General features: G+C 68.3%; 22 protein-coding genes and 2 tRNA genes. 13 read left to right on the plus strand and 11 right to left on the minus strand.

The features are described from left to right. Positions 1 to 44: 44 nt before the first annotated feature. Positions 45 to 563: a superoxide dismutase family protein gene (locus EU805_RS10235; RefSeq protein WP_129763880.1), complete on the minus strand. Its 519-nt coding sequence runs from the start codon at positions 561 to 563 to the stop codon at positions 45 to 47. A 113-nt stretch (positions 564 to 676) separates the two neighbouring features. On the opposite strand from EU805_RS10235, the gene EU805_RS10240 reads away from it, so the two are divergent. Beyond that, positions 677 to 988 (plus strand): ETC complex I subunit, encoded by a 312-nt coding sequence (locus EU805_RS10240; RefSeq protein WP_129763881.1) that lies wholly within the window; start codon positions 677 to 679, stop codon positions 986 to 988. Positions 989 to 1,056: 68 nt separating this feature from the next. Further along, positions 1,057 to 1,133, plus strand: a tRNA-Arg gene (locus EU805_RS10245). Between the two features lie 88 nt (positions 1,134 to 1,221). On the opposite strand, the gene EU805_RS10250 is transcribed toward EU805_RS10245, so the two are convergent. Then, positions 1,222 to 3,711 carry a sialate O-acetylesterase gene (locus EU805_RS10250; protein ID WP_129763882.1) on the minus strand — a complete coding sequence of 830 codons (2,490 nt, stop codon included), beginning with the start codon at positions 3,709 to 3,711 and terminating at the stop codon, positions 1,222 to 1,224. 472 nt (positions 3,712 to 4,183) lie between these two features. Here EU805_RS10250 and EU805_RS10255 point away from each other — a divergent pair, with 472 nt between their 5' ends. The 5 genes from EU805_RS10255 to EU805_RS10275 are packed head-to-tail and all read left to right on the plus strand — an operon-like array spanning position 4,184 to position 8,394. Beyond that, positions 4,184 to 5,305 carry an acetoin utilization protein AcuC gene (locus EU805_RS10255; protein WP_129763883.1) on the plus strand — a complete coding sequence of 374 codons (1,122 nt, stop codon included), beginning with the start codon at positions 4,184 to 4,186 and terminating at the stop codon, positions 5,303 to 5,305. A gap of 38 nt (positions 5,306 to 5,343) precedes the next feature. Beyond that, positions 5,344 to 6,129 carry a molybdate ABC transporter substrate-binding protein gene (modA, locus tag EU805_RS10260; protein WP_129763884.1) on the plus strand — a complete coding sequence of 262 codons (786 nt, stop codon included), beginning with the start codon at positions 5,344 to 5,346 and terminating at the stop codon, positions 6,127 to 6,129. Then, the gene (gene modB, locus EU805_RS10265) at positions 6,129 to 6,815 is read left to right on the plus strand and encodes a molybdate ABC transporter permease subunit (RefSeq protein WP_129763885.1); all 687 of its coding nucleotides are present in this window, start codon (positions 6,129 to 6,131) and stop codon (positions 6,813 to 6,815) included. The genes modA and modB overlap by 1 nt, the downstream gene beginning before the upstream one ends. Further along, on the plus strand, positions 6,812 to 7,858 hold the full coding sequence (gene modC, locus EU805_RS10270) for a molybdenum ABC transporter ATP-binding protein (protein ID WP_129763886.1): 1,047 nt from the start codon (positions 6,812 to 6,814) through the stop codon (positions 7,856 to 7,858). Before modB ends, modC begins: the two co-directional genes overlap by 4 nt. Then, positions 7,855 to 8,394: a gluconokinase gene (locus EU805_RS10275; protein WP_242494120.1), complete on the plus strand. Its 540-nt coding sequence runs from the start codon at positions 7,855 to 7,857 to the stop codon at positions 8,392 to 8,394. The genes modC and EU805_RS10275 overlap by 4 nt, the downstream gene beginning before the upstream one ends. Here the strand turns inward: EU805_RS10275 and EU805_RS10280 are convergent. Both EU805_RS10280 and EU805_RS10285 read right to left on the minus strand, forming a co-directional pair. Next, positions 8,363 to 9,472 (minus strand): class I SAM-dependent RNA methyltransferase, encoded by a 1,110-nt coding sequence (locus EU805_RS10280; protein WP_129763887.1) that lies wholly within the window; start codon positions 9,470 to 9,472, stop codon positions 8,363 to 8,365. The genes EU805_RS10275 and EU805_RS10280 overlap by 32 nt on opposite strands. A gap of 82 nt (positions 9,473 to 9,554) precedes the next feature. After that, positions 9,555 to 9,628 (minus strand) — tRNA-Cys (locus EU805_RS10285). Positions 9,629 to 9,780: 152 nt separating this feature from the next. On the opposite strand from EU805_RS10285, the gene EU805_RS10290 reads away from it, so the two are divergent. From EU805_RS10290 to EU805_RS10300, 3 genes are all read left to right on the plus strand, one after another. Next, positions 9,781 to 10,434 (plus strand): protein-L-isoaspartate O-methyltransferase, encoded by a 654-nt coding sequence (locus tag EU805_RS10290; protein WP_129763888.1) that lies wholly within the window; start codon positions 9,781 to 9,783, stop codon positions 10,432 to 10,434. Beyond that, positions 10,431 to 11,786 carry a TolC family outer membrane protein gene (locus tag EU805_RS10295; protein WP_129763889.1) on the plus strand — a complete coding sequence of 452 codons (1,356 nt, stop codon included), beginning with the start codon at positions 10,431 to 10,433 and terminating at the stop codon, positions 11,784 to 11,786. Before EU805_RS10290 ends, EU805_RS10295 begins: the two co-directional genes overlap by 4 nt. A 66-nt stretch (positions 11,787 to 11,852) precedes the next feature. After that, on the plus strand, positions 11,853 to 12,647 hold the full coding sequence (locus EU805_RS10300) for a hypothetical protein (protein ID WP_129763890.1): 795 nt from the start codon (positions 11,853 to 11,855) through the stop codon (positions 12,645 to 12,647). Between the two features lie 57 nt (positions 12,648 to 12,704). Here the strand turns inward: EU805_RS10300 and EU805_RS10305 are convergent, their stop codons facing one another. Beyond that, complete coding sequence (locus EU805_RS10305) at positions 12,705 to 14,156, minus strand: cobyric acid synthase (RefSeq protein WP_129763891.1); 1,452 nt, start codon at positions 14,154 to 14,156, stop codon at positions 12,705 to 12,707. A 51-nt stretch (positions 14,157 to 14,207) separates the two neighbouring features. On the opposite strand from EU805_RS10305, the gene EU805_RS10310 reads away from it, so the two are divergent. Continuing rightward, the gene (locus EU805_RS10310; protein ID WP_129763892.1) at positions 14,208 to 14,780 is read left to right on the plus strand and encodes a cobalamin biosynthesis protein CobQ; all 573 of its coding nucleotides are present in this window, start codon (positions 14,208 to 14,210) and stop codon (positions 14,778 to 14,780) included. Positions 14,781 to 14,836: 56 nt separating this feature from the next. Here EU805_RS10310 and EU805_RS10315 read toward each other — a convergent pair whose 3' ends face one another. Further along, a complete protein-coding gene (locus EU805_RS10315; RefSeq protein WP_129763893.1) occupies positions 14,837 to 15,163 on the minus strand; it encodes a DUF6280 family protein in 327 nt (108 codons plus the stop codon). A gap of 222 nt (positions 15,164 to 15,385) precedes the next feature. On the opposite strand from EU805_RS10315, the gene efp reads away from it, so the two are divergent. Continuing rightward, on the plus strand, positions 15,386 to 15,949 hold the full coding sequence (gene efp, locus EU805_RS10320; RefSeq protein WP_129763894.1) for an elongation factor P: 564 nt from the start codon (positions 15,386 to 15,388) through the stop codon (positions 15,947 to 15,949). A 92-nt stretch (positions 15,950 to 16,041) separates the two neighbouring features. Here the strand turns inward: efp and EU805_RS10325 are convergent, their stop codons facing one another. Continuing rightward, positions 16,042 to 16,779: a folate-binding protein YgfZ gene (locus tag EU805_RS10325; RefSeq protein WP_129763895.1), complete on the minus strand. Its 738-nt coding sequence runs from the start codon at positions 16,777 to 16,779 to the stop codon at positions 16,042 to 16,044. Further along, positions 16,772 to 18,640 (minus strand): ABC transporter ATP-binding protein, encoded by a 1,869-nt coding sequence (locus EU805_RS10330; RefSeq protein WP_129763896.1) that lies wholly within the window; start codon positions 18,638 to 18,640, stop codon positions 16,772 to 16,774. The genes EU805_RS10325 and EU805_RS10330 overlap by 8 nt, the downstream gene beginning before the upstream one ends. A 104-nt stretch (positions 18,641 to 18,744) precedes the next feature. On the opposite strand from EU805_RS10330, the gene EU805_RS10335 reads away from it, so the two are divergent. Continuing rightward, positions 18,745 to 19,920, plus strand: coding sequence for an alanine--glyoxylate aminotransferase family protein (locus tag EU805_RS10335; RefSeq protein WP_129763897.1), 1,176 nt, complete (start codon positions 18,745 to 18,747; stop codon positions 19,918 to 19,920). A 98-nt stretch (positions 19,921 to 20,018) separates the two neighbouring features. Here the strand turns inward: EU805_RS10335 and EU805_RS10340 are convergent, their stop codons facing one another. The 3 genes from EU805_RS10340 to EU805_RS10350 are packed head-to-tail and all read right to left on the minus strand — an operon-like array spanning position 20,019 to position 24,503. Next, positions 20,019 to 20,204 (minus strand): hypothetical protein, encoded by a 186-nt coding sequence (locus tag EU805_RS10340; protein WP_129763898.1) that lies wholly within the window; start codon positions 20,202 to 20,204, stop codon positions 20,019 to 20,021. Positions 20,205 to 20,250: 46 nt separating this feature from the next. Continuing rightward, positions 20,251 to 21,363: a pyridoxal phosphate-dependent aminotransferase gene (locus tag EU805_RS10345; protein ID WP_129763899.1), complete on the minus strand. Its 1,113-nt coding sequence runs from the start codon at positions 21,361 to 21,363 to the stop codon at positions 20,251 to 20,253. Next, a complete protein-coding gene (locus EU805_RS10350; protein WP_129763900.1) occupies positions 21,360 to 24,503 on the minus strand; it encodes a valine--tRNA ligase in 3,144 nt (1,047 codons plus the stop codon). The genes EU805_RS10345 and EU805_RS10350 overlap by 4 nt, the downstream gene beginning before the upstream one ends. Positions 24,504 to 24,596 lie beyond the last annotated feature (93 nt).

The raw sequence follows: 24,596 nt of genomic DNA on the forward strand, positions 1-24,596 counted from the left end.
GGGTTCAAGTCCCGGCGCGGGCGGTCGTCACTCAGCCGAAAGGCTTAGGATTGCGGTTCGACCAGCACGGCGCAGGCGATGCGCGAACCCGCGTCACCGGAGGGCTGCGATTCGTAGTCGTCGGGGTCCGAGTGCACGATGAAGCCCGTGCCGTCCTCGTCGGCCATCATCTCGGTCGTGAGGAAGGTGTTGAAGTGCGTCACGCTCAGCACGCCATCGGCGCCCACGGTCGCGTTCGGCAGATCGCCCGGGTGCGGACCACCTTCGACCTTCACGCCATGCTCACGCCCGTCGGCCAGGTGGCCGCCCGCGCTGGAGTAGTCATCGGCCGAGCAATCGCCCGTCTCATGCAGGTGAATGCCATGGACGCCTTCGGGCACGCCCTCGAGATCGACCGTCACGACGAAGACGCCGGAGGTTTCCTCGGTCACGGTGACGGAGCCTGTGATATCCTCGTTCGATTGCACTTCGGCGCTGAAGCCTTCCATGCCGTGCGTCTCGGCAAGTGCGGGGGTGGCCAGCAGTAGGGCGGTGGCGGCGAGAGGCAGTTTGATATTCATCATGTCGTATCCTTTCTCGATCATCTGCCTGTCCAACACGGCGGCGCGGCTGCGGGTTCCTCTTGCACGCGCGCCGCTGAAGCCCGATAAGCGATACGTCGAACAGGAGACTGCCCATGCAAGCCCGCATCTTCCGCCCCGCCCGGACCGCCATGTCGTCGGGTACCGCCAAGACCAAGCGCTGGGTGCTGGATTTCGTGGACACCAGCGGCCGGGACATCGACCCGCTGATGGGCTGGACCTCGTCCGACGACACGCAAAGCCAGGTGCGCCTGTTCTTCGACACCAAGGAAGAGGCGCTGGCCTACGCCAAGGACAAGGGCCTCGACGCGGTCGTGACCGATCCCCAGCAGCGCAAGGCCAACGTCCGCGCGGGCGGCTACGGAGAGAACTTCGCCACCAACCGTCGCGGCGCCTGGACACACTGACCTTTGCGCGCCGCCGCAGGCCAATGCGCTTGCCAAACGCGGTCTCAGCCTGCAAAACCGGCCATAGCGGTCTCGTAGCTCAGCTGGATAGAGCAGCCGACTTCTAATCGGCAGGTCGAGGGTTCGAGTCCTTCCGGGATCGCCAGTCCACCCCCGCCAATCCGTGTCGCGCCCGCGTCGTTTTGCCGCGCGGTCGACGCGCCGGATCGCCCCGAGGCCGGGGCGCGGTCGATCTAGATGAAGTCGAACATGTCGGCGGAAAGGTCGTCCGTCGCGACATCGTTCAGCACCAGCCGCTGGTCGTCGATGTCGATGATCGCGCGGCCCTGGTTGTCGAAGATCCGCGACGCCCGTGCGAGCAGATCGTCGAAGGTGTCGATCCCGTCAAACCCCGCAAGCGCGATGGTGTCCTCCGCGGTGTAATCCTCGATGGTCAGGTATCCGGCGCCGGCGGACAGCACGAAGGTGTCGCGCCCCGCGCCGCCGTGCACCCGGTCGTTGCCGGGGCCGCCGACCAGCAGATCGTCGCCCGCCCCGCCGTACAGGCGATCCGAGCCGTCCCCGCCGAAAAGGCGATCGTCGCCGCCGTCACCGAACAGGAAGTCGTTGCCTGCACCGCCGAACATCGCGTTCGTCGCGGCATTGCCGACGAAGCGGTTGTCCAGGTCGTTGCCCAAGACGTCGAAACGCGCCTCGCCGTAGAAGCTGACGCGGCCGACGTCGTCGGCCAGGCGGAAGTCGGCGAAGATCTCCGCCCCGCCCCGCACGTGCAGGCTTTCGCCGGTGAGCATCGCCGTCGCCGCCGACCCGAAGGCCGCCTGGTCCAGCACGTCGATGCCGCGGTTCTGCGTGAGGCTCGCCTGGCCGGTGTCGAAGTCGCGGTAGCTGTAAAGCTGCCGTCCGAAGTCCGCGCCGGTATACGTGGCGACCAGCGGCACCGCCCCCGTCACCGTCAGGTCGAAATAGACGCTCTCGCCGTCGAGGGCGCAGTCCGTGGCGTAGACGAAGACGCGGTACTCCCCGACGGAGGAATAATCCGGTCGCAGTACGATCTCGTTCGTATCCTGATCCTCGAAGGTCATGCTTTCGGACCGGCGGCTGAGGTAGCTGTAATAGAACAGGTCATCCCCCTCCGCGTCGGTGAAGTAGCTCGAGACGTCGACGCGCAGCTCCTCGCCCTCGCGCATCGTCAAGCTGCCGACCTTGCCACCCGTGACCGGGGTCGGGGCGGTGTTCGGCGCGATCGGGATGCCGTCCCGCAGGTCCAGCAAGGTCTGCGCGAAGCGGTGGCCGAATTCCTCCAGCGCGGTGCCGTTGAAATGCACGCCGTTGAGGTCGTCCGACGCCAGCCCGACGGAGCTGACGAAGCGCAGGTCGGGGTCTTCGCCCGCGATCTCCATGAGCTGGAACGCCGCGTTCTGGGCAAAGTTCGTGCCCTCGCGGCTGAGTTCGCCCATCACGATGTCGAGGTCCGGCGCGGCCCACCCGCTGCCGCGGACCTGGTCGATCAACTCCTCCAGCAGGTCGACGAAGGCATGGGTCTTGATCGGATAGTCGCTTTCGCCCTGGTGCCAGATGAAGGCGTCCGCCTTCGACTGCCCCACGTGGGCCAGTGCCTTGCTCACGCTGTCGGTCAGCTTGGCCCAGTTGGTGCCGACCTTGCTTTCCAGCCAGGTGTCGATGCGCGAACCCGAATAGGCGCGGTTCACGACCAGCACGGGACGCATCAGCGCCTCCGTCAGCTCCACCGCCATCGGGAAATAGAGGTTGTTGCGCGCCGCGGCCCCGTCATGCAGCGTCGCTGGGAAGGCACCGTAATCGCCCTTGATGATCTCGTCGTTGAACCAGTCGTAGGCCATCACGTCGTCGTTCATGATGAAGCTGCCGGTCTTGGAAGACCCCACCATGTTCGACTGGCCGCCCGCGACGAGCACGAAGTAATCCGGCGAATACCAGTTTCCGGCGGCATCCTGGGTCTTGAAGTTGGCGTGCAGCGGTTCGTCGTCGCGCAGCTTGTATTCGGCGTCGCCGACCATGATGACATCGGGCGGAACGCCCGGGTCGGAGGACGTGTCCTCGGCGGGTTTGTCGGTCTGCGGGTTGTAGGGCAGGGGGCGCCCTGTTTCGACGAACGTCACGGTCGCGGATTGAAGTTGTTCGAGCGTGACGCCACGCAACTCGACCTTGGCGTCCCCCAGCCGGATCTGGCTGTCGCCCTTGGAATTCTCGTAGATATCACCACCCGCGGCGCGCACCTCGGCAAAGCTCGACAGGGCGCCGAAGCCAACGATGTCCAGGCGATCCTGGCCGGTGTCGAAGTCGAAGTTGATGGTATCCTGACCCGCATCGAGGTGCACCTCGATCGTGTCGGCCCCGGTCCCGCCGGTGATCCGGTTCATGCCCGCGGTCGCCACGATGATGTCGTCGCCCGCGCCGCCCTTGGCCCAGTCCTGCCCCGCACCGGTGACGATGAAATCGTTGCCGCCACCCCCTTCGAGCCGGTCGTCGCCCGCGCCGCCGAAAAGCGTCTCGTCGCCCGCGCCGCCCTTGAAGCTGTCGGCCCCGTCACCGCCGCCGTAGATCGTGTCCGCCGTGGCCCCGTAGACGGCCGTGTTCTCTCCCTCGGTGGTGACGACGGCGTTGGCCCCCGCGCCCAGGTAGATGCGAGAGACCCCCGCAGAGACGACGACCTCCACCGGGGGGCCGTCGTTGAACAGGGTCATGTTCCGAACCCCGATGCGGATCGGGTCGAGCAGCACCTCGCCCGAGATGATCAGCGTGTCGTTCTTCTGCAGCGCATCGAGCGCGTCGGAGTTGTTTGATTAATGGTTTCGATCTGCTTCTTGCCGCGCAGGATGGTGAATGACATCTGAAAACGCTCTTACCGGGAATGGCGCTTCTATATCCCCTTGCAGGGCAAGGCGCCCAGCACATTCTCGTGTCAGGGTTGCAAGATCGGCGAGAGCGCGGACAAACCCGCAGATTGCACCGGGTTTATCTGGAATTCGAAACAACCGGGCGGTCAGGTCGGCAAAGCGGCGTCGGACATGGCTCCGCTGCGCGAGGTGGACCAGCTGATTCGGCGCGCGTGCCCGCGTCTGCCGGTCCGTTTCGACGGGGTCCCCTCGGCATGCCCTTTGCAACCGCCGCCCGCGCATGGTCTTGTCAGGCGGTCCCGTTCCAATCTCGATACCCATGCGCGCGCCACTCTTCATCGGATCAGAGATCTACCGCCATTCCTCCTATGGTCCGCATCACCCCCTGCGGGTGCCGCGGGTCTCGACGGTCATGGACCTGTGCCGTGCCATGGGCTGGATCGCGGCGGGACAATATCTGACCTCGCCCCGCGCGAAGGCAGCGGCGCTGACGTCCTTCCACACGCCCGCCTACCTCGCCGCCCTGAAGGAGGCGGAGCGGACCCAGAGCGTGAAGGAGGCCGTCCGCGCCCGCCACGCGCTGGGCACCGGCAACAACCCGATCTTCGAGGAGATGTGGCGCAGGCCCGCGACCTCCGCCGGGGCGGCGATGCTCGCCGGCGAGCTGCTGCGCGACCCCGGCACGGTTTTCACCCCCGCGGGGGGGACGCACCACGGGATGCCGGACCGGGCGAACGGGTTTTGCTACCTCAACGATCCCGTGCTGGGCATCCAGTCGCTGCGCCGGTCGGGCGCGCGGCGGATCGCCTACGTTGATATCGACGCGCATCATTGCGACGGCGTGGATCATGCCTTCCGCGACGATCCCGACACGCTGCTGATCTCCACCCACGAGGCAGGGCGCTGGCCACGCACCGGGCCGATCACGGACGCGGGGGCGGGGCAGGTCTTCAACCTGCCGCTGCGGCGCGGGGCGCGCGACGGCGACATGGCGCTGGCGCGGGACGCGGTCATCCTGCCCGCCGTGGCCGCCTTCGCGCCCGATGCCATCGTCCTGCAATGCGGCGCCGACGGCGTGACAGAGGACCCGCAATCCCGGCTGGAGCTGTCGAACAACGCCCATTGGGACATCCTGCGCGGACTCATGCCGCTTGCCCCGCGCCTGATGGTCCTGGGCGGCGGGGGGTACAATCCCTGGTCGGTGGGACGGCTGTGGTCCGGCAACTGGGCCATCGTGAACGGACACGAAATTCCCGACATCCTGCCCGCCCCCGCGCAAGCGGTCCTGCGCGCCCTGCGGTGGGAGGGCCAAAGGCGCATCGTCATCCCGCCTGAGCCTTGGGTGACCACCCTGCGCGATCCCCCGCACGACGGCCCGGTGTCGGAGGAGGTGCGCGCAGGGGTCGCGGCCCTCTCGGCGCGTCTGGCGCGTTGGATGTAGACCTTGTCCCCATCCCTCATGCACGGAATAGTCGCCCCATGATCCGCAGCCTTGCCCTCGCCCTGACCCTGATCGCCGCACCCGCCGTCGCGCAGGGGGCCGATCCGGCCGCAGGCACGGCACCGCCCGAGACGATAGAAGAGCCGATCACCGTCTTCGCCGCCGCCAGCCTGAAGGAGCCGCTGGACGAGATCGCCCTGCGCCACCCGCAGGTCACGGTCACTTACGGCGGCTCCGGCACGTTGGCGCGGCAGGTCATGCAGGGCGCGCCCGCCGACCTCGTTTTCCTCGCTCATCCCGACTGGATGGAAGCGCTCGCGGCCGAGGGTGCCCTCGTCGAGGGCAGCCGCACCGACCTTCTGTCCAACGCGCTGGTGCTGGTCGGCGCGAGCGAGACGCCGGACCTCGACCTGACGCTGGCGTCCATCGTGGAGGCGCTGGGCGTGTCCGGTCGGCTGGCCATCGGTCTGACCACCTCCGTGCCCGCGGGCATCTACGCGAAGCAGGCGCTCACGTCACTCGGACTGTGGGAGGCGCTCGAACCGCGGCTGGCCGAAACCGACAACGTCCGCGCGGCGCTGGCCCTGGCCGCCCGGGGCGAGGTGCCGCTGGCGATGGTCTACGCCACCGACGCGCGGGTGGAGCCTACGCTGAAGATCGTCGCCCGCATCCCCGAAGATTCCCACGCACCGATCCTCTATCAGGCCGCCGTCGTGGCGGGCGGGGCAGAAGATTCGGCCACGGCCTTCCTGGCGGACCTGCAGTCCGAGGCGGCGCGCACGGCCTTCCTCGGCGCGGGGTTCCTGCCGCTGGACGCGCAGTGATGCTCCAGGCGATCCCTTGGGACGCGGTGACGCTGTCCTTGCGGATCGCCTTCGTGGCGACCCTGTGCAGCCTGCCGCTGGCGACGCTCGTGGCTTGGCTTCTGGCGCGGAAGCGTTTCCGGGGGCGGGGGCTTCTCAACGGTCTCGTGCACCTGCCGCTGGTCCTGCCGCCGGTCGTCACGGGCTACCTGCTGCTGGTCGTCTTCGGCACGCAGGGCCCGGTCGGCGCGGTCCTGCGCGACAGCTTCGGGATCACGCTCGCCTTTCGCTGGACCGGGGCGGCGCTGGCCGCCGCGATCATGGCCTTCCCGCTGGTCGTTCGCGCGATCCGCCTGGGCTTCGAAGCGGTCGATCCCGGGCTTGAGGAGGCCGCGGCCACCCTCGGCGCCTCGCGGGCCCGCATCTTCGCCAGCGTGACCTTGCCGCTCATCGCGCCCGCGCTTCTGGCGGGGGCGGTGCTGGGGTTCGCCAAGGCGCTGGGCGAATTCGGGGCCACCATCACCTTCGTCGCCGCGATCCCCGGACAGACCCGGACGATCCCCACCGCGATCTACAGCCTGCTGCAAGTCCCCGGCAGCGACGGCGCGGTGGCGGTGCTGGTGGCGATCAGCGTGGCCCTGGCGCTGGGGACGCTCGGGCTGGCCGAGGTGCTGTCGCGCCGGATGCAGGCCCGGATCCGCGGATGATCGAGGTCGACGTCACCCGGCGGCTGGGGCAGTTCACCCTGGCTGCGGCCTTCACGGCGCCCGCCGGCGTCACCGCGATCTTCGGCCGGTCGGGGTCGGGCAAGACCTCGCTGGTAAAAACGGTCGCGGGGCTCCTGCGGCCCGACGCCGGCCACGTCCGCATCGGTGGCCGCGACATCACCCGGTTGCCGCCCGCCCGGCGCCGGATCGGCTACGTCTTCCAGGATGCACGGCTCTTCCCGCACATGACCGTCGCGCAGAACCTGGCCTACGGCGGCACGCACGAGCGCGACGCGGTGATCGACCTGCTGGGGCTCGGCCCCCTCCTGGACCGCCGCCCCGCCACGCTTTCGGGCGGAGAGACCTCGCGCGTGGGCCTGGGGCGCGCTCTGATGAGCGATCCGCAGCTTCTGGCCATGGACGAACCGCTCGCGGCCCTCGACGCGCCCCGCAAGGCCGAGGTGCTGAGCTATCTCGAACGGCTGCGCGACCGGACCGGGGTGCCGATCCTCTACGTCAGCCACGACATGTCCGAGGTCGCGCGTCTGGCCCGCACGCTGGTCATCCTCGAGCAAGGCGCCGTCCGTCGCGCGGGCCCGATAGAGGAAGTCCTGTCGGATCCCGCCGCCGTCCCCCTCGTGGGTCCGCGAGAGGCGGGGGCCGTGCTGACGGGCCGCGTGTTGCGCTACGACGCCGCCGACGATCTGACCACGATCGCCCTGAGCGCGGCGCAGTTGATCCTGCCCGGACACTTGGGACCGGCGGGGGCCGCGGTCCGCCTGCGGGTGCCCGCCTCCGAGGTGATCCTGTCCACCGCTCCTCCGCAGGGGTTGAGCGCGCTCAATATCCTCTCCTGCCGGATCGAGGGGCTGACCGATGGGCAGGGGCCGGGCGTCGCGGTGTCCTTGCGCACGGGCGAGGACCGGCTACTGGCACGGATCACGCGACGCTCGGCGCAGGCCATGGGGCTGGCGGCGGGGCAGGGGATCCACGCAATTCTCAAGGCCACGGCCATCGCCGCGCGCGATATCGGAGGGACATGATGGCGCACGACACGACAGACGGCGGGACCAAGGACCAGCCCCCGGCCCACCGGATCGTCGCGATGGGGGTGTCGGGCTGCGGCAAGTCCCGCATCGGGGCGATGCTGGCGGACAGGTTGGGGCTAGCCTTCCAGGACGGCGACGACCTGCATCCGCAGCACAACATCGACAAGATGGCCGCCGGCATTCCGCTGGACGACGCCGACCGCGCGCCCTGGCTGGACGCGGTCGGACACGCGCTGGCCGGAGACCGCAAGGTCATCGCCTGCTCGGCCCTCAAGCGCAGCTACCGCGACCGGATCCGCGCGCTGGCCGGCCCGGTCGTCTTCGTCCACCTTGCTGGCGACCGGGAGGTGTTGCTCGACCGTGTCAGCCATCGTCCGGGCCATTTCATGCCGGCCACGCTGCTCGACAGCCAGTTCGCCACGCTGGAACCGCCCGGCCCGGACGAGGATGCCGTGACGGTCGACATCGACCAGCCCCCCCAGCAGGTGGTCGCGGCGATCATGGCAACGGGCCGGTTCGATGCAAGGTGATCCGCAGGCCACCGTGGGGGACGGTGATCTTCGTGGGCTCGAACGGCAATCCGGTGGCCTTGGCGAGCCCCCCCTCCGACGTGACCACGCCGACCCGCCAGCCGGAGAAGCGCTCGGACAGCGTCTTCCCCAAAGCCCCATAGAGCGGGAAGAGCTGCTTTCGATCTCCGATCCGCGCGCCGTAGGGCGGGTTCACGATGACCAGCCCCGGCGGTCCTTCGGGACGCGCGAGATCGCTGACCGCATGATGCGAAAAATGCGCAAACCCCGCCACGCCAGCCTGCGCGGCGTTCCGCATCGCCATCGCGACGGCACCCGCATCGCGGTCGGAGCCGTGGAAGCGTAGTTCGGGCGCGGGACCTGCGGGGCGTTTCAGGGCGGCGAAGCGGTCCGGATCGTATGTCGCCAGATGCTGGAACGCGAACGCGCGGGACCGGCCGGGTTGCAGGCCTGCCGCGATCTCGGCGGCCTCGATCACGAAGGTGCCGGAGCCGCACATCGGATCGACCACCGGCTCCGTCCCGTCGTAGCCGCATTCGGCCAGGAAAAGGGCGGCCAGCGTCTCTCGCATCGGGGCCTTGCCGACCGCTTCCTTGTGGCCGCGCTTGTGCAGGCTCTCGCCGCTGGTATCGACGCTGAAGGTCACGAGGTTGTCGTCGATGCGCACCTTCAGCGTGACGGGGGCATCGGCGGCGATGGGGGCGCCAAGCTCCTCGCGCAGGGCCTTCTCGATCCGTTCCGTCGCGGCGCGCCCGTGATAGATCTTGGAGCGCCGGTCGGTCGCGACCTCCACCCGGACGGGCACGTCGCGGCGCAGCACGGCCCCCCAGTCGAACTTGCGCGCCCGCTTGTCGAGCTGGGCCAGGTGAAACGCCCGGAACGACCCGATCCGCGCCAGAACGCGGCCCGCGCCGCGCAGCTCCAGGTTCGCGCGCCAGACGTCGTCCCAGCCGCCGGTGATCGTCACCCCGCCCGCCGTGGCATCGGCCCCCGCGAACCCCTTGTCCAGCACCTCGCGGCGCAGCCGGTGCTCCAGCCCGGGCGGGGCGGTCGCGAAGATCTCGAACGGGTCAGGCATGGCGGTGTTTCCTCGCACGTCGGGCAGGGCTGCGGCACGGATCGGGACCGCGATCCCCCCGTGGCCCAACGATGTCGGAAATTGGAGGCGAGTACCGGAATCGAACCGGTCTACACGGATTTGCAATCCGCTGCATAACCTACCTGCCCACTCGCCGTCCGAGGCCCCGGATAGACAGCTTCGCGCCCGGGGTCAACCGATGGCACGCAACACTCGGGGGCAAAGCGTCGCTGCCCTTGACACGAACATTGCCGCTCGGGGCCACCTATGGCATCACTTGGAAAAAGCAATCGAGTGGACAGGACACCGTGGCAGATTTTGCAACACGCAGGACGATGATGGTCGACACGCAGGTGCGGCCCTCTGACGTCACCAAATTCCCGATCATCGACGCGTTGCTCTCGGTCCCGAGAGAAGATTTCGTACCCTCTTCCATGATCGAGGCCGCCTACGTGGGCGAGAACCTGACCCTGCCCGGGGGCCGCGTCATGCTCGAGCCGCGCACGCTGGCCAAGATGCTGGACGCGCTGGATATCCAGCCGACCGACGTGATGCTCGACCTTGGCTGCGGGCTTGGCTACTCGACGGCCGTCGCGGCCCATCTCGTCGATTTCGTGGTGGCCGTCGAATCCGACGAACGCCTGTCCGAGGAAGCGCAGGCCAACCTGTCCGATCACGGCATCGACAACGCCGCGGTCATGACCAACCCGCTCGAAGACGGCTGTGCGGCGTCGGGCCCCTACGATCTGATCCTGATCCACGGCGCGGTCGAACAGGTTCCCGACAGCCTTGTCGAACAGGTCAAGGACGGCGGCCGGGTCGCGGCCCTGTTCGTCGAAGGCGCGCTCGGCACCGCGCGCATCGGCGTCAAGTCCGGTGGGCGCCTGGCCTGGCGTTACGCCTTCAACGCGGGCGCGCCCCTTCTGCCGGGCTTTCAGAAGGCCCGGAGCTTCGCGCTATGAGCCGGTTCGCGAAAGCCGCCCTGACCGCGCTGTGCCTGACGGTGAGCGTGACCTCCGCCCATGCCGACAACCTCGTCCAGACGCTGACGGACGCCTATGCTTACTCCGGCCTTCTGGTGCAGAACCGCGCCGTGCTGCGCGCCGCGGACGAGGACGTGGCCCAGGCGGTGTCGCAGCTTCTGCCGGTGATCAGCTGGTCCTCGTCGATCAACACGCAAAGCCCCCGTGCCCCCGGCGCAGACCGCTTCACCGGCAGCCTGTCGCTGACGGGTCAGCTGAACCTCTACGATGGCGGGGCGAACCGCTACGCCGTCGCAGCACAGAAGGAACTGGTCCTCGGCACGCGCCAGGCCCTGCGCTCGGCCGAGCAGCAGGTGCTGTTCCGGGCGGTGCAGGCCTACATGGCGATCATTTCGGCGCAGGAATTCATCCGCCTGCGCGAGAACAACGTCAGCCTTCTGCAACAGGAGCTGGGGGCCGCCAACGACCGCTTCGAGGTCGGAGAGGTCACGCGCACCGACGTGGCGCTGGCGCAGGCGCGTCTGGCGGAATCGCGCAGCCTGCTGGTGCAGGCCCGGGGCGACCTGGAACAGGCGGAGGCCGAGTTCGAGGCCGCCGTCGGACGCGAGCCGGGGTCCATCAGCAGCGCGCAGCCCGCCCCCGTTTCCAACACGGAGGCGCAGGCGATCGCGGTCGCCATGCGCAACCACCCCGACATCCTGCAGGCCCAGTTCAACGTCGCCGCCTCGGAGCTGTCCATCGCGCGGGCCGAGACGTCCTACAAGCCGCAGGCGAACCTCAACGCGCAAATCGGGACCGACTTCAACGGCGACATCGGTAATTCGGTCGGTCTGTCCTTCGGCGGGCCGATCTATTCCGGCGGGCAGATCGCCTCGGCCGTGCGGCAGGCCGTGGCCCAACGCGACCAGTCCCGCGCCGGGTTGCGGATCACGACGCTGGCCGTGCGCCAGCAGGTCGCGAACGCCTATGCCGTCCTGCAGGTCGCGCGGGCGCAGCTGAGCTCGAGCGCCGAACAGGTCCGCGCCGCGCGCCTGGCCTTCGAGGGAATCCGGGAGGAAGCGACGCTGGGCGCCCGCACCACGCTGGACGTGCTGAACGCCGAGCAGGACCTTCTGGACGCCCGGGCGCTCGTCATCCAGGCCCAGGTGGCAGAGGTGAATGCTTCCTACGCCGTGCTCGTGGCGATGGGCCTGATGACGGCGGAACATTTGCGCCTGCCGGTCCAGATCTACGATCCCAGTGCCTACTACGACCTGGTCGAGGATGCGCCCCCCGCGCTGTCGCGGCAGGGACAGGCCCTGGACCGCGTCCTGAGCGCCATCGGCCAGTAATCATCGCCTGGTTGTCCGATCAACGCGACCGGGCTACCATCGCACAACGTCAACCGGGAAGCCCGCATGTCCGACGCCATGACCAACGTGAAGATCGAGGACGTGCTGTCCTCCATCCGCCGGCTGGTGGCAGAAGGATCGGGTGACGCCGCGGCCGCGCCAGACGGGCGGACGCCGAGCGAGGGCAAGCGGGTCGGGCGGTTGGTGCTGATGCCGTCGCACCGGGTCGACCTCGACCCCGAGCAGGGACCGCCAGAGGTCGAACCGCCCTTGCAGTTGCGCCCCTCGGACCGCCGGGATGCGCCCGCGACGTCCTCCGCCTCCGATCTTCTGGCCACGATCGCCGAGCTGGAAGCCGCCGTTCGGGGCCAGGCGGACGACTGGGAGGACGACGGCACCGGCACGGACCTTGACAAGAGCTGGGCCAGCGCGGGCTTCCGCGGCGATGTCTCCATCGAGGATGCGGTCGAGGTCGCGCCGTCGGACTGGCCGAACACCCTGGCCGAGGCGCAGCGGATCTTCGGGACGCAAGAGACGCGCGACGACCGCGAGGATGCGGCGGAGCCAGTCTTCCGCCACCAGGAGGCCCATGGCGCAGCGGCCCGCCGTGCGGAGGAGGACGAGCATCACGACGACCTGATGCCGCTTTCGGATGAGGATTTCGACGCCGCGGAACGCGAGCAGCTGAACTACTACCTCGAAGGCGGTGGCGGCATCACGCGCGAAGCCCTGGCGCAGGTCGTCCGTGACATCGTCCGCGAGGAACTGCAGGGCCGGATGGGAGAACGCGTGACGCGCAACGTCCGCAAGCTGGTCCGGCGCGAGATCCACCGCGCCTTGTCCACCAGCGACTTCGACTGAGGTCCGGCGGGGCAAACAAAGGGCGACCCGACCGACCCGCTTCTCCCGGAACCGGGCTCAGACCTCTTCCGCAAGTGCCAGCAGGCGATCCATGTCCAGGTAGGTCTCTATATGCGCAGCCAGCGCGTCGAGCGTCGTCTCGACCGTTGCGTCGTAATCCTCGACCGGGGCGGGGTGGCCGATCCGGTCGAGGTAGGCCTGCCGGAACGCGTCCGCGGCGAAAAGCCCGTGCAGGTAGCACCCCATGACGCGGCCATTGGCGGAAGCGGCCCCCTCGGGTCTGCCGTCGAAATCCAGCCAGGCGCGCTCCGCATCGGGGCCGGTGGTCTGGCCCAGGTGGATCTCGTATCCCGACACCGGGTCGCCGGTGGGGCGGTAATGCGCGGCGCTCAGTGCAAGACGCTTGCGCGGATGCAGCACCGTCTCGACATCGAGATGGCCCAGCCCCTCCACCGCGCCGGGGGGGCCTTCCAATCCGTCCGGATCGCTGATCCGCCGCCCCAGCATCTGGTAGCCGCCGCAGATCCCCAGCACGTGACCACCGCGCCGCAGGTGCGCGGCCAGGTCGATGTCCCAGCCCTGCGCGCGGAAATGCGCCAGATCGGCGATCGTCGACTTCGACCCCGGCAGCACGATCAGATCCGCGTCCAGCGGCAGCGGCCGCCCTTCCGGCACGATCTCCACGCTGACGCCGGAGGACACAGACAGCGGGTCGAGATCGTCGAAATTGGCGATCCGGTTCAGCCGCGGCACGACCACCTTGACAGCACCTCCCTTGCGCGAGGCGATGTCCATCACGTCCTCCGCCGGCAGTTTCCAGGCCTGCGCGAACCAGGGCACGACGCCGAGCGATGACCAGCCCGTGCGGCGCGCGATCTCGGCCATGCCACTGTCGAAGAGCGACAGGTCACCGCGGAACTTGTTGACCGCGAACCCCGTGATCCGGGCGGCATCGTCGGACGGCAGCACCGCCTTCGTTCCGACGAGCTGTGCTATGACCCCGCCGCGGTCGATGTCGCCCACCAGCACGACGGGCACGCCCGCGGCCTCGGCAAAACCCATGTTGGCGATGTCGCCGGTCCGCAGGTTGATCTCCGCCGGGCTGCCTGCGCCTTCGACGACGACCAGATCGCAGCCCGTGGCGAGGCGACGGAAACTGTCGAGTACGCGCGGCATCAGCTGCGGCTTGAGGGCGGCGTAGTCGCGGGCGCGCACGGTCGTCAGGCGCTGGCCTTGCACGACCACCTGCGCGCCCTGGTCCGTTTCGGGCTTCAGCAGCACCGGGTTCATGTCGACCCGCGGCGCACGCCCGCAGGCCCGCGCCTGAAGGGCCTGCGCCCGGCCGATCTCGCCCCCGTCTTCCGTGACGGCGGCGTTGTTGGACATGTTCTGCGGCTTGAACGGCGCGACCGACAGGCCCCGGTTGCGCGCGGCCCGCGCGATGCCGGCCACCAGCATCGACTTGCCGACGTTCGACCCGGCGCCCTGAATCATGATTGCCCGTGCCATCGCGCGCCTCCCTTGCTACCCATACGCCAGCCCGTGCCCGAGAGGAACGCCATGAACACCCCCGCGCACCTGATTTTCGGCCTCGCCGCCTTCGGCAGGCCCAAGGCGGGCCGGATCACCCTGGCCGCCCTGGCGGGCGGGCTGGTGCCGGACCTGTCGCTCTACCTTCTGGCGGGCTGGCAACTGGCGGTGATGGGCACCGATCCGCAGGTGGTCTTCGGCACTATGTATTACTCGGCGCTGTGGCAGGGCATCTTCCGCGTCGACAACTCGGTCCCGCTCTGGGCGGTCCTGGCGGCCGTGGGTCTGCTCTGGCGCAGCCCCGTGGTCGTGGCCTTCGCCGGATCGGGACTGCTGCACCTGGCCCTGGACTTTCCGCTACACCACGACGACGCCCGGGCGCATTTCTGGCCGCTGACCGACTGGGTCTTCGCAAGCCCGCTGAGCTACTGGGACCCCGCGCACTTCGGCGGGGTGATCGGCCCGATCGAGGTCGGCGCCTGCGTGATCCTGTCGCTCTGGCTGTGGCGGCGGTTCCGGTCGCGCGCGATGCGCGGGCTGATCGCGGCGCTCGCCGTGCTGGAGGTCACCCCCGCCCTGATCTTCGGGCTGATGATGGCCTGATGCGAAAAAGCGGCCCCGAGGGACCGCCTTTTCGAAATCGAAACGGTAGGGGCCTGTCAGGCGGCCCGAGCGTCCGCTTCCGCGGCGGCATGACGCCGCTCGCTCTCTTCACGCGACAGGGCGACCGAGGTGCGCACACCCTTGCCCACGAATTCCATCAGTCCGGCGACAACACGCTCGTTGGGGTCGATGCCCGCGCAGGACAGCACTTCACGGCCGTCGCGCGAACGCGCCCAGCGTGCGATCTGCTCTGGCCCGTTGCCATACTTCTTGTCGTCGGCGATCGCGTCGTCGAGAGCGGCAAGAACCACGGCGGCGAACAACTTGCGCGCCCGATTGCCCTGTTCATTGTTGAAGGCGGTTCCATCAACGAAATCTCTCATATACGCTCCTAGTCTAAACGCGCCTAATCGCGGCGGTGACGCTCCTTATGCCCGAAAGTTGGGCAAAATGGCGACCTGTTTCGGAATGCCTGTCATGCACTGCGTGCATGTCTAGCGGTTTTTCGCGCAAGATGGGTCGTCTTGCGGGGCTGTTGCACGCCAGATATAGACCCGATCCAGAAGTCATCAACCTTTTGCAACATTCCTGCCACGAAGTGACCCATGCCCAAAATCAACGGTAACGAAATTCGCCCCGGCCACGTGCTCGAGCACGAGAACGGCCTGTGGGGCGCGGTGAAAGTCGATCACGTCAAGCCCGGCAAGGGTGGGGCCTTCGCCCAGGTCGAGCTGAAGAACCTGCGCGATGGCCGCAAGCTGAACGAACGCTTCCGCTCCGCCGACAAGGTCGAGCAGGTGCGGCTGGAACAGAAGGACCAGCAGTTCCTGTTCGAAGCCGACGGAATGCTGACCTTCATGGACAACGAGACCTATGACCAGATCGCCCTGCCGGCCGATATCCTGGGCGACCGCCGCCCGTTCCTGCAGGATGGCATGATCGTGCAGATCGAATACTACGGCGAAGAGGCGCTGAACGTGACCCTGCCGCTGCGAGTCACCTGCAAGGTCGTCGAGACCGAGCCGGTCGTCAAAGGTCAGACGGCGGCCAACAGCTTCAAGCCCGCGATCCTCGACAACGGCGTGCGAGTCATGATTCCGCCCTTCGTCGGCACCGACGAGGATATCGTGGTGAACACCGAACTCTTCGAATACGTCGAACGCGCCTGAGGTCCCATCCACGCGGCTCCTGCCGACTTTCCTGTCCTTTCCTGCTTCGGGGTGACCCCCCCCTCAGGTTTGGGCAGGAAGATGAACGAAGTCTAAACGGTCGGTAGGGCCCGCACCGTCAAGTCCGCATCCTTCGTCCGCGCCCCCTCGGCGCGGTCGAAGCGCAGGTAGGCGAGGCCCTCGAATCCGCTGACGGTATGAAGGACGCCAGCGGCGCGCCCGTCGCTCGTGATCTCGTCGCCCGGCTGGGCGGAGCCGTCGATTTTCACCGCCACCAGACCCTTGCGCAGGGTTGTCTTATGCTTCATCCGCGCGACGATTTCCTGGCCCACGAAGCACCCCTTGCGGAAGTCCACGCCGTTCAGCCGCTCGAAGCCCACTTCGAGGATATAGGTCTCGGGCGTCAGCTCGCGGCCCGCTTCGGGGATAAGATGGGACACCCGCAACGCGTCCCAGTCCACGTCTTCCGACACATCACGATCACTGTAAAGCCGCCATCCCAGCGCCGGATCGCGCGGGTCGGGTCGCGCGCCCTCGGGCGCCGGACCCACCCCGCGGGAGACGACCAGATCCGTCGTCTCGATCACCACGTCGGCGCGCAGGCGGTACATCGACAGCCTCTGGCCCAGGCCCGCGGCCTGTTCCGTCGCCACGTCGATCAGCAGCCGCGGGCCGTCGTCCAGCACGAAGAAATCGGCCAGATACTTGCCCTGCGGGGTCAGCAGCGCGGCGTAGATCAGCCCGTCGCGGGTGATGTCGTTGGTCACGAGCCCCTGGAGGAAGTCGACCCGGTCGGCCCCGGTCAGCGCAAGGACGGTGCGATCAGTCATGGGCGGCCTCTTTCGATTTGAACTGCATCCTGTGCAGATCGGCATAGATGCCGTCGCGATCAAGAAGGGCCGCGTGCGTGCCCTGGTCCGCGACGCGCCCGCGGTCCATCACCACGATGCTGTCGGCGTCCCGAACCGTGGACAGCCGGTGCGCGATCACCAGCGTGGTGCGCCCGACGCTCAGCCGGTTCAGCGCGTCCTGCACCAGCGCCTCGGACTTCGTGTCGAGCGCGCTGGTCGCCTCGTCCAGCAGCAGGATCGGCGTGTCGCGCAAGAGCGCACGGGCGATGGCGACGCGCTGGCGCTGACCGCCCGAGAGGTTCGATCCGCGCGGGCCCGCGGGGCTGTCCAGCCCGTCGGGAAGCTGCGGCAGGAAATCGAGCACGTGGGCCGCGCGCAGGACCTCCTCCAGCCGGGCGTCGGTCACGTCGGTGCGGCCCAGCAGGATGTTGTCGCGCAGGCTTTCGTCGAAAAGCGCCGCGTCCTGCGTCACGACCGAGAAGAGACCTCGCAGCTCCGGCAGCGCCATGTCCGCAACGGGGATGCCGTCGATGGTGACGCGTCCCGACTGGTGTTCGACCAGGCGGGTCAGCACGTTGAACACCGTGCTCTTGCCGCCGCCAGAGGCACCGACGAAGGCCGTCGTTTCTCCCGCGCGGGCGCGGAAGGCGGCGCCTTTCAGCACCGCGAGGTCGCCGTAGTTCAGGCGCACGTCCTCGAAGACGATCTCGGGCGCGCCGGTGGGCGCGGGGCGGGGGGCGGCGGGGGTGGTCAGCGTCGCGCGCTCGGCCAGGACCCGGCGCAACCGGTGGATGCTCGCCGCCGCGATCTGCCATTGGCCAGAGGTGTTCGCGATGCGGCGCAGCGGGTCGAAGACCAGGGCGATGGCGGTGAAGAAGGACATGAACTCGCCCACGGTCTTCTCGCCGCTGATGATCTCTCCGCCGCCGTAGATCATGACGGCAAGGAACCCCAGGCCGGTAACCACGTCCACCAGCGCAGGCACCGTGGCCTGGCCCACGGTGGCCTTGACCTCCGCCCGCGCGCGGTCGTTGGTCAGCACGCGGTAGCGGCGGGACTGGTAGTCCTCCAGCGCGTTCAGCTTGATCGGGTTGATCCCGTGGAAGACCTCGTCGAGGCGGGTCGACATGTGCCCCGCCAGATCGCGCGCCTTGTCCGAGCGCTTGCGCACGTAGCGCTGCGCCAGAAGGGCGGGCGCCACGAGGAACGGCACGCCCACGAGCGTGACCAGCGTCCACTGCCAGTCCACCGTCAGCGCCACCCCGAAGAGCACCACGACCGAGACCGTGTCGCGCCCCAGCGACACCAGGATCGACGCCCAGGAGTTGTTCACCACCGTGACGTCCGACTGTACCCATTCGATCAGCCGCCCCGGCGGGTTGATCTGGTGATAGGCCGTGTCCAGCCCCATGAGGTGATCCAGAAGGTCGATGCGCATCTCGGCCGCGCATTTCTGGCTGGCGCGTTTGAGCAGGATCTTCTGCGCCGCACCCGCCACGGCGCGCACGATGAAGATCCCCATGATGCCGAAGCCCACGAGGTAGAGCGCGCTTTCCTGCCCCGCGATGAAGACCCGGTCGAACATTGGCTTGATGAGATAGGACAAGAGCCCCAGCATGGCCCCTTCCATCGACATCAGCAGGGTCGCGGCCAAGAGCGTGCCGCGATGCCGGTGCAGGTAGCTTCGCCAGAGCCAGCCGAAGAGCGGTGTGTAGGCGCGTGGCGTGCGCGGGGGCGGGGCAGCCTCTCCCGGCAGAGCGGTGCCGTCCGGGCCCTGCGCTTCGCCTGCCGGTCGATCGGCTGTAGCCGGGGTGTCGCCAGTGAAGGGATCTGCGCTCATGCCGGACACCTATCCCGCGGCCTGCGGCCTCGCAAGGCAAGAGCTTGACCTCCGCTCGCCCGGGCATAGGGTCGGCGCGTTCCAATTCGCAAAGGCGCCTTCCCATGTCCCTGTCCCACGGCCGGTCCTACCTGGCGATCCCCGGCCCCTCGGTCATTCCCGACGCGGTGCTGCGGGCGATGCACCGCGCCTCTCCCAACATCTACGAAGGGGAGCTGCACGATCTGACCGCCTCGATCATCCCGGACCTTCGCAAGGTGGCCGGCACGACGGGAAACGTGGCGATCTACATCGGAAACGGTCACGCCGCCTGGGAAGCGGCGCTCGCCAACGTGGCGAACCCCGGCGACCGGGTGCTGGTCTGCGCCACGGGGCGCTTCGGCCACGGCTGGGCGGATATCGCGGCAGGCCTGGGGCTGGAGGTCGAGGTGATGGACTTCGGCCAGACTATGCCGGTCGACGCCGCGCGGGTGGAAGAGCGGCTGCGTGCGAAAGGCGCGCAAGCCATCAAGGCGGTGCTCGTGTGCCACGTGGACACCTCGACCGGGATCAAGTCCGACATGGGGGCGATCCGGGCTGCCATGGACGCGGCGGGGCACGATGCGCTTCTGATGGCCGATTGCATCGCGTCGCTTGGCTGCGATGACTTCCGCATGGACGATTGGGGCGTCGACGTCATGGTGGCGGCCTGCCAGAAGGGGCTGATGACGCCCGCGGGGATCAGCTTCGTCTGGTTCAACGAACGCGCCGCGGCACGCAGGCCCGCCCGCGTCTCGCGCTACTGGGACTGGGGGCCGCGGTCGAATCCGGAGGTCTACTACCAGTATTTCGCGGGCACGGCACCGACGCATCACCTCTACGGGCTGCGGGCCGCGCTCGACATGATCAACGCCGAAGGGCTGGAGGCCGTGATCGCGCGGCATGCCACCCTGGCGACCGCTCTCTGGGCCGCTTTCGAGGCCTGGGGGCAGGCGGGGCCGATGCGGCTCAACGTGGCCGACCCGGCCCATCGCAGCCACGCGGTGACCTCTGTCGGGATCGGCGAAGGGCAGGGCGATGCGCTGCGCCACTGGTGCGAGCATCAGGCGGGCCTGACCTTGGGCATCGGCTTGGGGCGGGAACCGACCTCCGCCTGGTTCCGCGTGGGCCACATGGGGCACGTCAACGCGCAGATGATCATGGGGGTTCTGGGCACGATCCAGGCCGGGCTGATCGCGACGGGCGTGCCCTATGGCCAAGGTGCCTTGGAGGCCGCGGCGCGGGTTCTGGCCGAGGCGTGATCGCGCTCTCGCGCGATGCGGGGGCTCTGCCCCCGGCCGGACCTGACGGCCCGGCTCCCCCGGGATATTTCCAGAACAGAGATCGAGGGCGTGGCGCCTCAACCCGGGCGGCGGCGCGCGATCAGAAGGCGGATGCGGTCGAAGGCAAGGGCCGTTGCGATGACCCAGAGAAAGCCGAAGAGCGCGCCGATGCACCACAGCGCCATGAAGAGGATCAACCCGAGCGTTGCGAGGAAGGCGTCGGTATAGTCCTCGACCCGTCCGGTCTGTCGTTCGGCTGGCATCGGCGTTCCCTTTCGCGCCCAGCATGGGCGCGGCAAGGCGCTGCGGTCAAGTCTGCGCGCGGGCTTGTGACAGCGCCTCCGGCAGGGCCCGGGCGAAGAGAACGATCTGGTCCGCGGGACCGGCGCTGACCCGGATGCAGCGGTCCAGGGGCGCGACGCCTGGCATCCGCACGAAGACTCCTTGTCGTGCCAGGGCGTCCAGGACGCGGCGGGCGAAGGCCCCATCGGCCCCGCAGTCGATGGCCACGAAGTTCGCAGCCGACGGCAGGGGCTCCAGACCGGCGTTGCGGGCCGCCGCGGCGATGCGGTCCCGCGCCCCGGCGGTCCGGTCGAGCACATGGTGCAGCCACTCCGGGTCCCGCAGGGCTGCGAGGGCGGCCACCTGCGCCAGCCGTCCGACGCCGAAGTGATTGCGCACCCGGTCGAAATCCGAGATCAGCGCGGGCGCGCCCAGCGCATAGCCAACGCGCAGCCCCGCCAGCCCGTAGGCCTTCGAGAAGGTGCGCATCCGGATCACCCGCGTGTCGCCCGGTTCGACGTCGGGCGTGCTCGCCGCGGGCGCGAACTCGGCGTAGGCCTCGTCCAGCACCAGAAGGCAGCCATCGGGCACGGCCTCGATCATGCGGTGCAGGGTATCCGCCCCGTGGTGGCTGCCCATCGGATTGTCGGGATTGGCGAGATAGACCAGCTTCGCGCCGACCTCTCGCGCCTTTTCGATCAGGCGCTCGGGGTCTTCGTGATCGCCCGCGTAGGGGACGGTGTGCAGCGCGCCCCCGAAGCCCGTGACGTGGTAGTTGAACGTCGGATAGGCCCCGGCGGAGGTTACCACCGCATCGCCGGGGGCCACCAGCAGGCGCACGAGGGTGCCCAGAAGGCCATCGATGCCTTCGCCGATCATCACGTGCTCGGGCGTCACGCCGCAATGGTCTGCCAGGGCCGTCCGAAGGTCCTGCATGTCCGGGTCGGGATACATCCAGGCGTCCGGCGCGACCTTGGCGATCGCCTCGGTCACCGATGGGGCGGGGCCGAAGCCCTGTTCGTTGGCCCCCAACCGCGCGGCGAAGGGCGCGCCGCGGGCGCGTTCCAGCCGCTCGGGGCCGACGAAGGGCACCGAGGCGGGCAGGGACCGCGCCAGGTCCGTCAGGCGCGGGTCGCTCATCCCAACTCTTCCAGCCGGGCGAGGGCGGTCTGGATCTGGCTCCGCTCCGCCTCGCGCTCGGCGAGGTTCGCGCGCGTCTCGGCCACGACCTCGGGCGGGGCGGATTCGGCGAACTTGGGGTTGTTCGCACGCCCCGAGAGGCCCTTGATCTCCTTGTCGAGCTTGGCGACCGACTTGGTCAGGCGGGCCTTCTCGGCCTCGACGTCGATCAGACCGGCGAGCGGCAGCGCGAAGGTCGCCCCCCGCGTGGCCACGGTCAGCGAGCCCTTGGGCGGCTCGGCGGCCTCGTTGATCGCCTCCACCCGCGCCATGCGCTGGATCATGGCAAGGTTGTTTGCCTGCGCGGTTTTTGCCGCCTCGTCCGCCTCGATCTGCAGCACCTCGATCTTCAGCCCCGCGGGCACGTTCAACTGCGCCCGGGCCGAGCGGATGCCCTCGATCAGAGAGATCACCCAGTTGATCTCGGCGCTCGCGGCCTCGTCGGTCAGATCGCCGTTCTCGGGCCAGGGGGTCAGGGCCAGCATCGTGTCGCGGGCGCGCGTCTCCTGCCACAGCTCTTCGGTGACGAAGGGCATGACCGGGTGCAGCAGGATCAGGCATTGATCCAGCGCCCAACCCAGGGTGGCCTGCGTTTCGGCCTTGTCGGCCTCTGACCCGTCCATCAAGAGCGGCTTGGAGAACTCCAGGTACCAGTCGCAGAACCGCCCCCAGATGAAGGCGTAAAGCGCGTTCGCCGCGTCGTTGAAGCGATATTCGGTCAGGGCCGCGTCCACGTCGCGCTGCAACTGGCCCACCTCCGCGATGATCCAGCGGTTGACGGTCTGGGTCGGTTCGGGCCGCTCGGCGGGGGCGTCAAACGCGCCGTTCATCTCGGCCAGCTTGGCGGCGTTCCACAGCTTATTGACGAACTTCCCGTAGCCCGCGATCCGATCCTCCGAGATCTTCAGCACCCCCCCGATCGAAGCCATGGCCGCGTTCGACATCCGCAGCGCATCCGCGCCGTAGGTGTCGACCATGCTGAGCGGGTCGATGACATTGCCGCGCGTCTTGGACATCTTCTCGCCCTTGGCGTCGCGCACCAGCTGGTGAAGGTAGACCGTGTGGAACGGCACCTCGTCCATGACGGCGAGCGACATCATCATCATGCGCGCGACCCAGAAGAACAGGATGTCCTGCCCGGTGATCAGCACGTCGCCGGGGAAGTAGCGGTCGAGCGCTTCGGTGTCCTCGGGCCAGCCCAGCGTGCCGAACGGCCAGAGGCCGGAGGAGAACCAGGTGTCGAGCACGTCGGGGTCGCGAACAAGACACACCCGGTCAACTGTAACGGTTGTCTCACCCGCTTCGGTCCGGCGGGTAATCGAGTGATCCAGTCGTTGCGGTGCGCTGCTTGCTCTTTGCAGGAATTCGATCTCGCAGCCTTCGCCATAATGCGCTTTAGCTAACTTAATCACTTCCGCTTCCGTTGAAGCACAGAAAAACTTCTTACCTTCCTCGAAACCGTAACCGCCGGCCGTTCTCGGTTGCTCAACAATTTCCGGCCCATACCACACCGGGATCTGGTGCCCCCACCACAGCTGGCGGGAGATGCACCAGGGCTCGATGTTCTCCAGCCAGTGGTCATAGACCTTGCGGCCGGACTCGGGGATGATCGTGGTGCGGCCGTCCTTTACCGCTTCCAGCGCGGGGCCGACGATCTTGGCGGTGTCCACGAACCACTGGTCGGTCAGCATCGGCTCGATGACGACCTTCGAGCGGTCGCCGAAGGGCTGCATGATCTTCTTGGGCTCGACCAGCGGCGTAAGCTGGTCAAGCCGGACCTCGCCGCCTTCCTCTGGCGGGGTCAGCTTGGCGGTGTCGCCCAGCCGCGGGTCGGTGGGCGGGACCATGACGGCGAGGCCCTCTGCGGTGATGTCCTCGATCACACGCAGGCGGGCCTCGAAGCGGTCGAGGCCGCGGTAGGCCTCGGGGACGAGGTTCATCGCGGCGACCGAGTTTTCATCCGGTTCGCCAGTGTCGATGTAGAGGCCTTCCGGCTTATCTTTGAAGCCGTTTCGGATCAGCCATGCGTCTGCAATGGCCTGCGCGGTGGCGGCTTCCTCGGCGTAGGGCTTGCCGTCCGCGCGCATCCGTCCACGCGTGTCCATCAGCGAATACATCGGGATGCCGCCGCGCTTGGCGACCTCGTAGTCGTTGAAATCATGCGCCCCGGTGATCTTTACGGCCCCGGAACCGAACGCCGGATCGGGGTAGGGGTCGGTGATGATCGGGATCAGACGGCGGCTTTCCTTCGGCCCCACCGGAATCTCGCACAGCTTGCCGACGATGGGGGCATAGCGCTCGTCGTCCACGTGGACCGCCACCGCACCGTCGCCCAGCATCGTCTCGGGCCGCGTCGTGGCGATGGAGATGTAGTCGCGCTCTTCCTCCAGCGTGACGTTTCCGTCCTCGTCCTTCTCGACGTAGGTATAGGTCTCGCCCCCCGCCAGCGGGTATTTGAAGTGCCACATGTGGCCGTCGACCTCGGCGTTCTCGACTTCGAGGTCAGAGATCGCCGTCTCGAAATGCGGGTCCCAGTTCACCAGCCGCTTGCCGCGGTAGATGAGGCCCTTGTCGTACATCTCGACAAAGACCTTCAGCACGGCGTCGTGGAAGTTGCCGTCGCGCTCGCCCTCGGGCGCGCCCGGCGCGCCGGACATGGTGAAGGCGGAGCGTGACCAGTCCATGCTGTCGCCCAGACGCCGGGCCTGTTGTTCGATGGTCCCGCCAGAGGATTTCTTCCACTCCCAGACGCGGGCCAGAAACGCCTCGCGTCCCATCTCGGCGCGTTTGCGGGTCTCGCCCTTCTCGGCCATGTCCTTCTCGACCACCAGCTGCGTGGCGATGCCCGCGTGGTCGAGCCCCGGCTGCCAGAGCGTGTCGTAGCCCTGCATCCGCTTCCAGCGCGTCAGGATGTCCATCAGCGTGTGGTTGAAGGCATGGCCCACGTGCAGCACGCCGGTCACGTTGGGCGGCGGCAGCATGACGGTGAAGGTCTCGTCCCGCCTCTTGCCCGCGCCCGCGACAAAGCAGCCGGCCTTTTCCCAAACGTCGTAGATGTCCGCCTCGCGCGTGGCGAAATCGAAGGTCTTGGAAAGGGCCATGGGGTGCGTCCTCGTCTGGTGTCGGACCCCGATACCCCAAAGGGCGGGGCGGCGAAAAGGGGCAATGGGGCGGGTGGACAGCCGCCAGGCTTT

This window comes from Salipiger sp. IMCC34102, assembly GCF_004145405.1.
Lineage (GTDB): Bacteria > Pseudomonadota > Alphaproteobacteria > Rhodobacterales > Rhodobacteraceae > Loktanella.

Coding starts and splice junctions, on each gene's coding strand:
- EU805_RS10235 (WP_129763880.1), bottom strand. CDS start 563: ATGATGAATATCAAACTGCCTCTCGCCGCCACCGCCCTACTGCTGGCC.
- EU805_RS10240 (WP_129763881.1), top strand. CDS start 677: ATGCAAGCCCGCATCTTCCGCCCCGCCCGGACCGCCATGTCGTCGGGT.
- EU805_RS10250 (WP_129763882.1), bottom strand. CDS start 3,711: ATGACCCTGTTCAACGACGGCCCCCCGGTGGAGGTCGTCGTCTCTGCG.
- EU805_RS10255 (WP_129763883.1), top strand. CDS start 4,184: ATGCGCGCGCCACTCTTCATCGGATCAGAGATCTACCGCCATTCCTCC.
- modA (WP_129763884.1), top strand. CDS start 5,344: ATGATCCGCAGCCTTGCCCTCGCCCTGACCCTGATCGCCGCACCCGCC.
- modB (WP_129763885.1), top strand. CDS start 6,129: ATGCTCCAGGCGATCCCTTGGGACGCGGTGACGCTGTCCTTGCGGATC.
- modC (WP_129763886.1), top strand. CDS start 6,812: ATGATCGAGGTCGACGTCACCCGGCGGCTGGGGCAGTTCACCCTGGCT.
- EU805_RS10275 (WP_242494120.1), top strand. CDS start 7,855: ATGATGGCGCACGACACGACAGACGGCGGGACCAAGGACCAGCCCCCG.
- EU805_RS10280 (WP_129763887.1), bottom strand. CDS start 9,472: ATGCCTGACCCGTTCGAGATCTTCGCGACCGCCCCGCCCGGGCTGGAG.
- EU805_RS10295 (WP_129763889.1), top strand. CDS start 10,431: ATGAGCCGGTTCGCGAAAGCCGCCCTGACCGCGCTGTGCCTGACGGTG.
- EU805_RS10300 (WP_129763890.1), top strand. CDS start 11,853: ATGTCCGACGCCATGACCAACGTGAAGATCGAGGACGTGCTGTCCTCC.
- EU805_RS10305 (WP_129763891.1), bottom strand. CDS start 14,156: ATGGCACGGGCAATCATGATTCAGGGCGCCGGGTCGAACGTCGGCAAG.
- EU805_RS10310 (WP_129763892.1), top strand. CDS start 14,208: ATGAACACCCCCGCGCACCTGATTTTCGGCCTCGCCGCCTTCGGCAGG.
- EU805_RS10315 (WP_129763893.1), bottom strand. CDS start 15,163: ATGAGAGATTTCGTTGATGGAACCGCCTTCAACAATGAACAGGGCAAT.
- efp (WP_129763894.1), top strand. CDS start 15,386: ATGCCCAAAATCAACGGTAACGAAATTCGCCCCGGCCACGTGCTCGAG.
- EU805_RS10325 (WP_129763895.1), bottom strand. CDS start 16,779: ATGACTGATCGCACCGTCCTTGCGCTGACCGGGGCCGACCGGGTCGAC.
- EU805_RS10330 (WP_129763896.1), bottom strand. CDS start 18,640: ATGAGCGCAGATCCCTTCACTGGCGACACCCCGGCTACAGCCGATCGA.
- EU805_RS10335 (WP_129763897.1), top strand. CDS start 18,745: ATGTCCCTGTCCCACGGCCGGTCCTACCTGGCGATCCCCGGCCCCTCG.
- EU805_RS10340 (WP_129763898.1), bottom strand. CDS start 20,204: ATGCCAGCCGAACGACAGACCGGACGGGTCGAGGACTATACCGACGCC.
- EU805_RS10345 (WP_129763899.1), bottom strand. CDS start 21,363: ATGAGCGACCCGCGCCTGACGGACCTGGCGCGGTCCCTGCCCGCCTCG.
- EU805_RS10350 (WP_129763900.1), bottom strand. CDS start 24,503: ATGGCCCTTTCCAAGACCTTCGATTTCGCCACGCGCGAGGCGGACATC.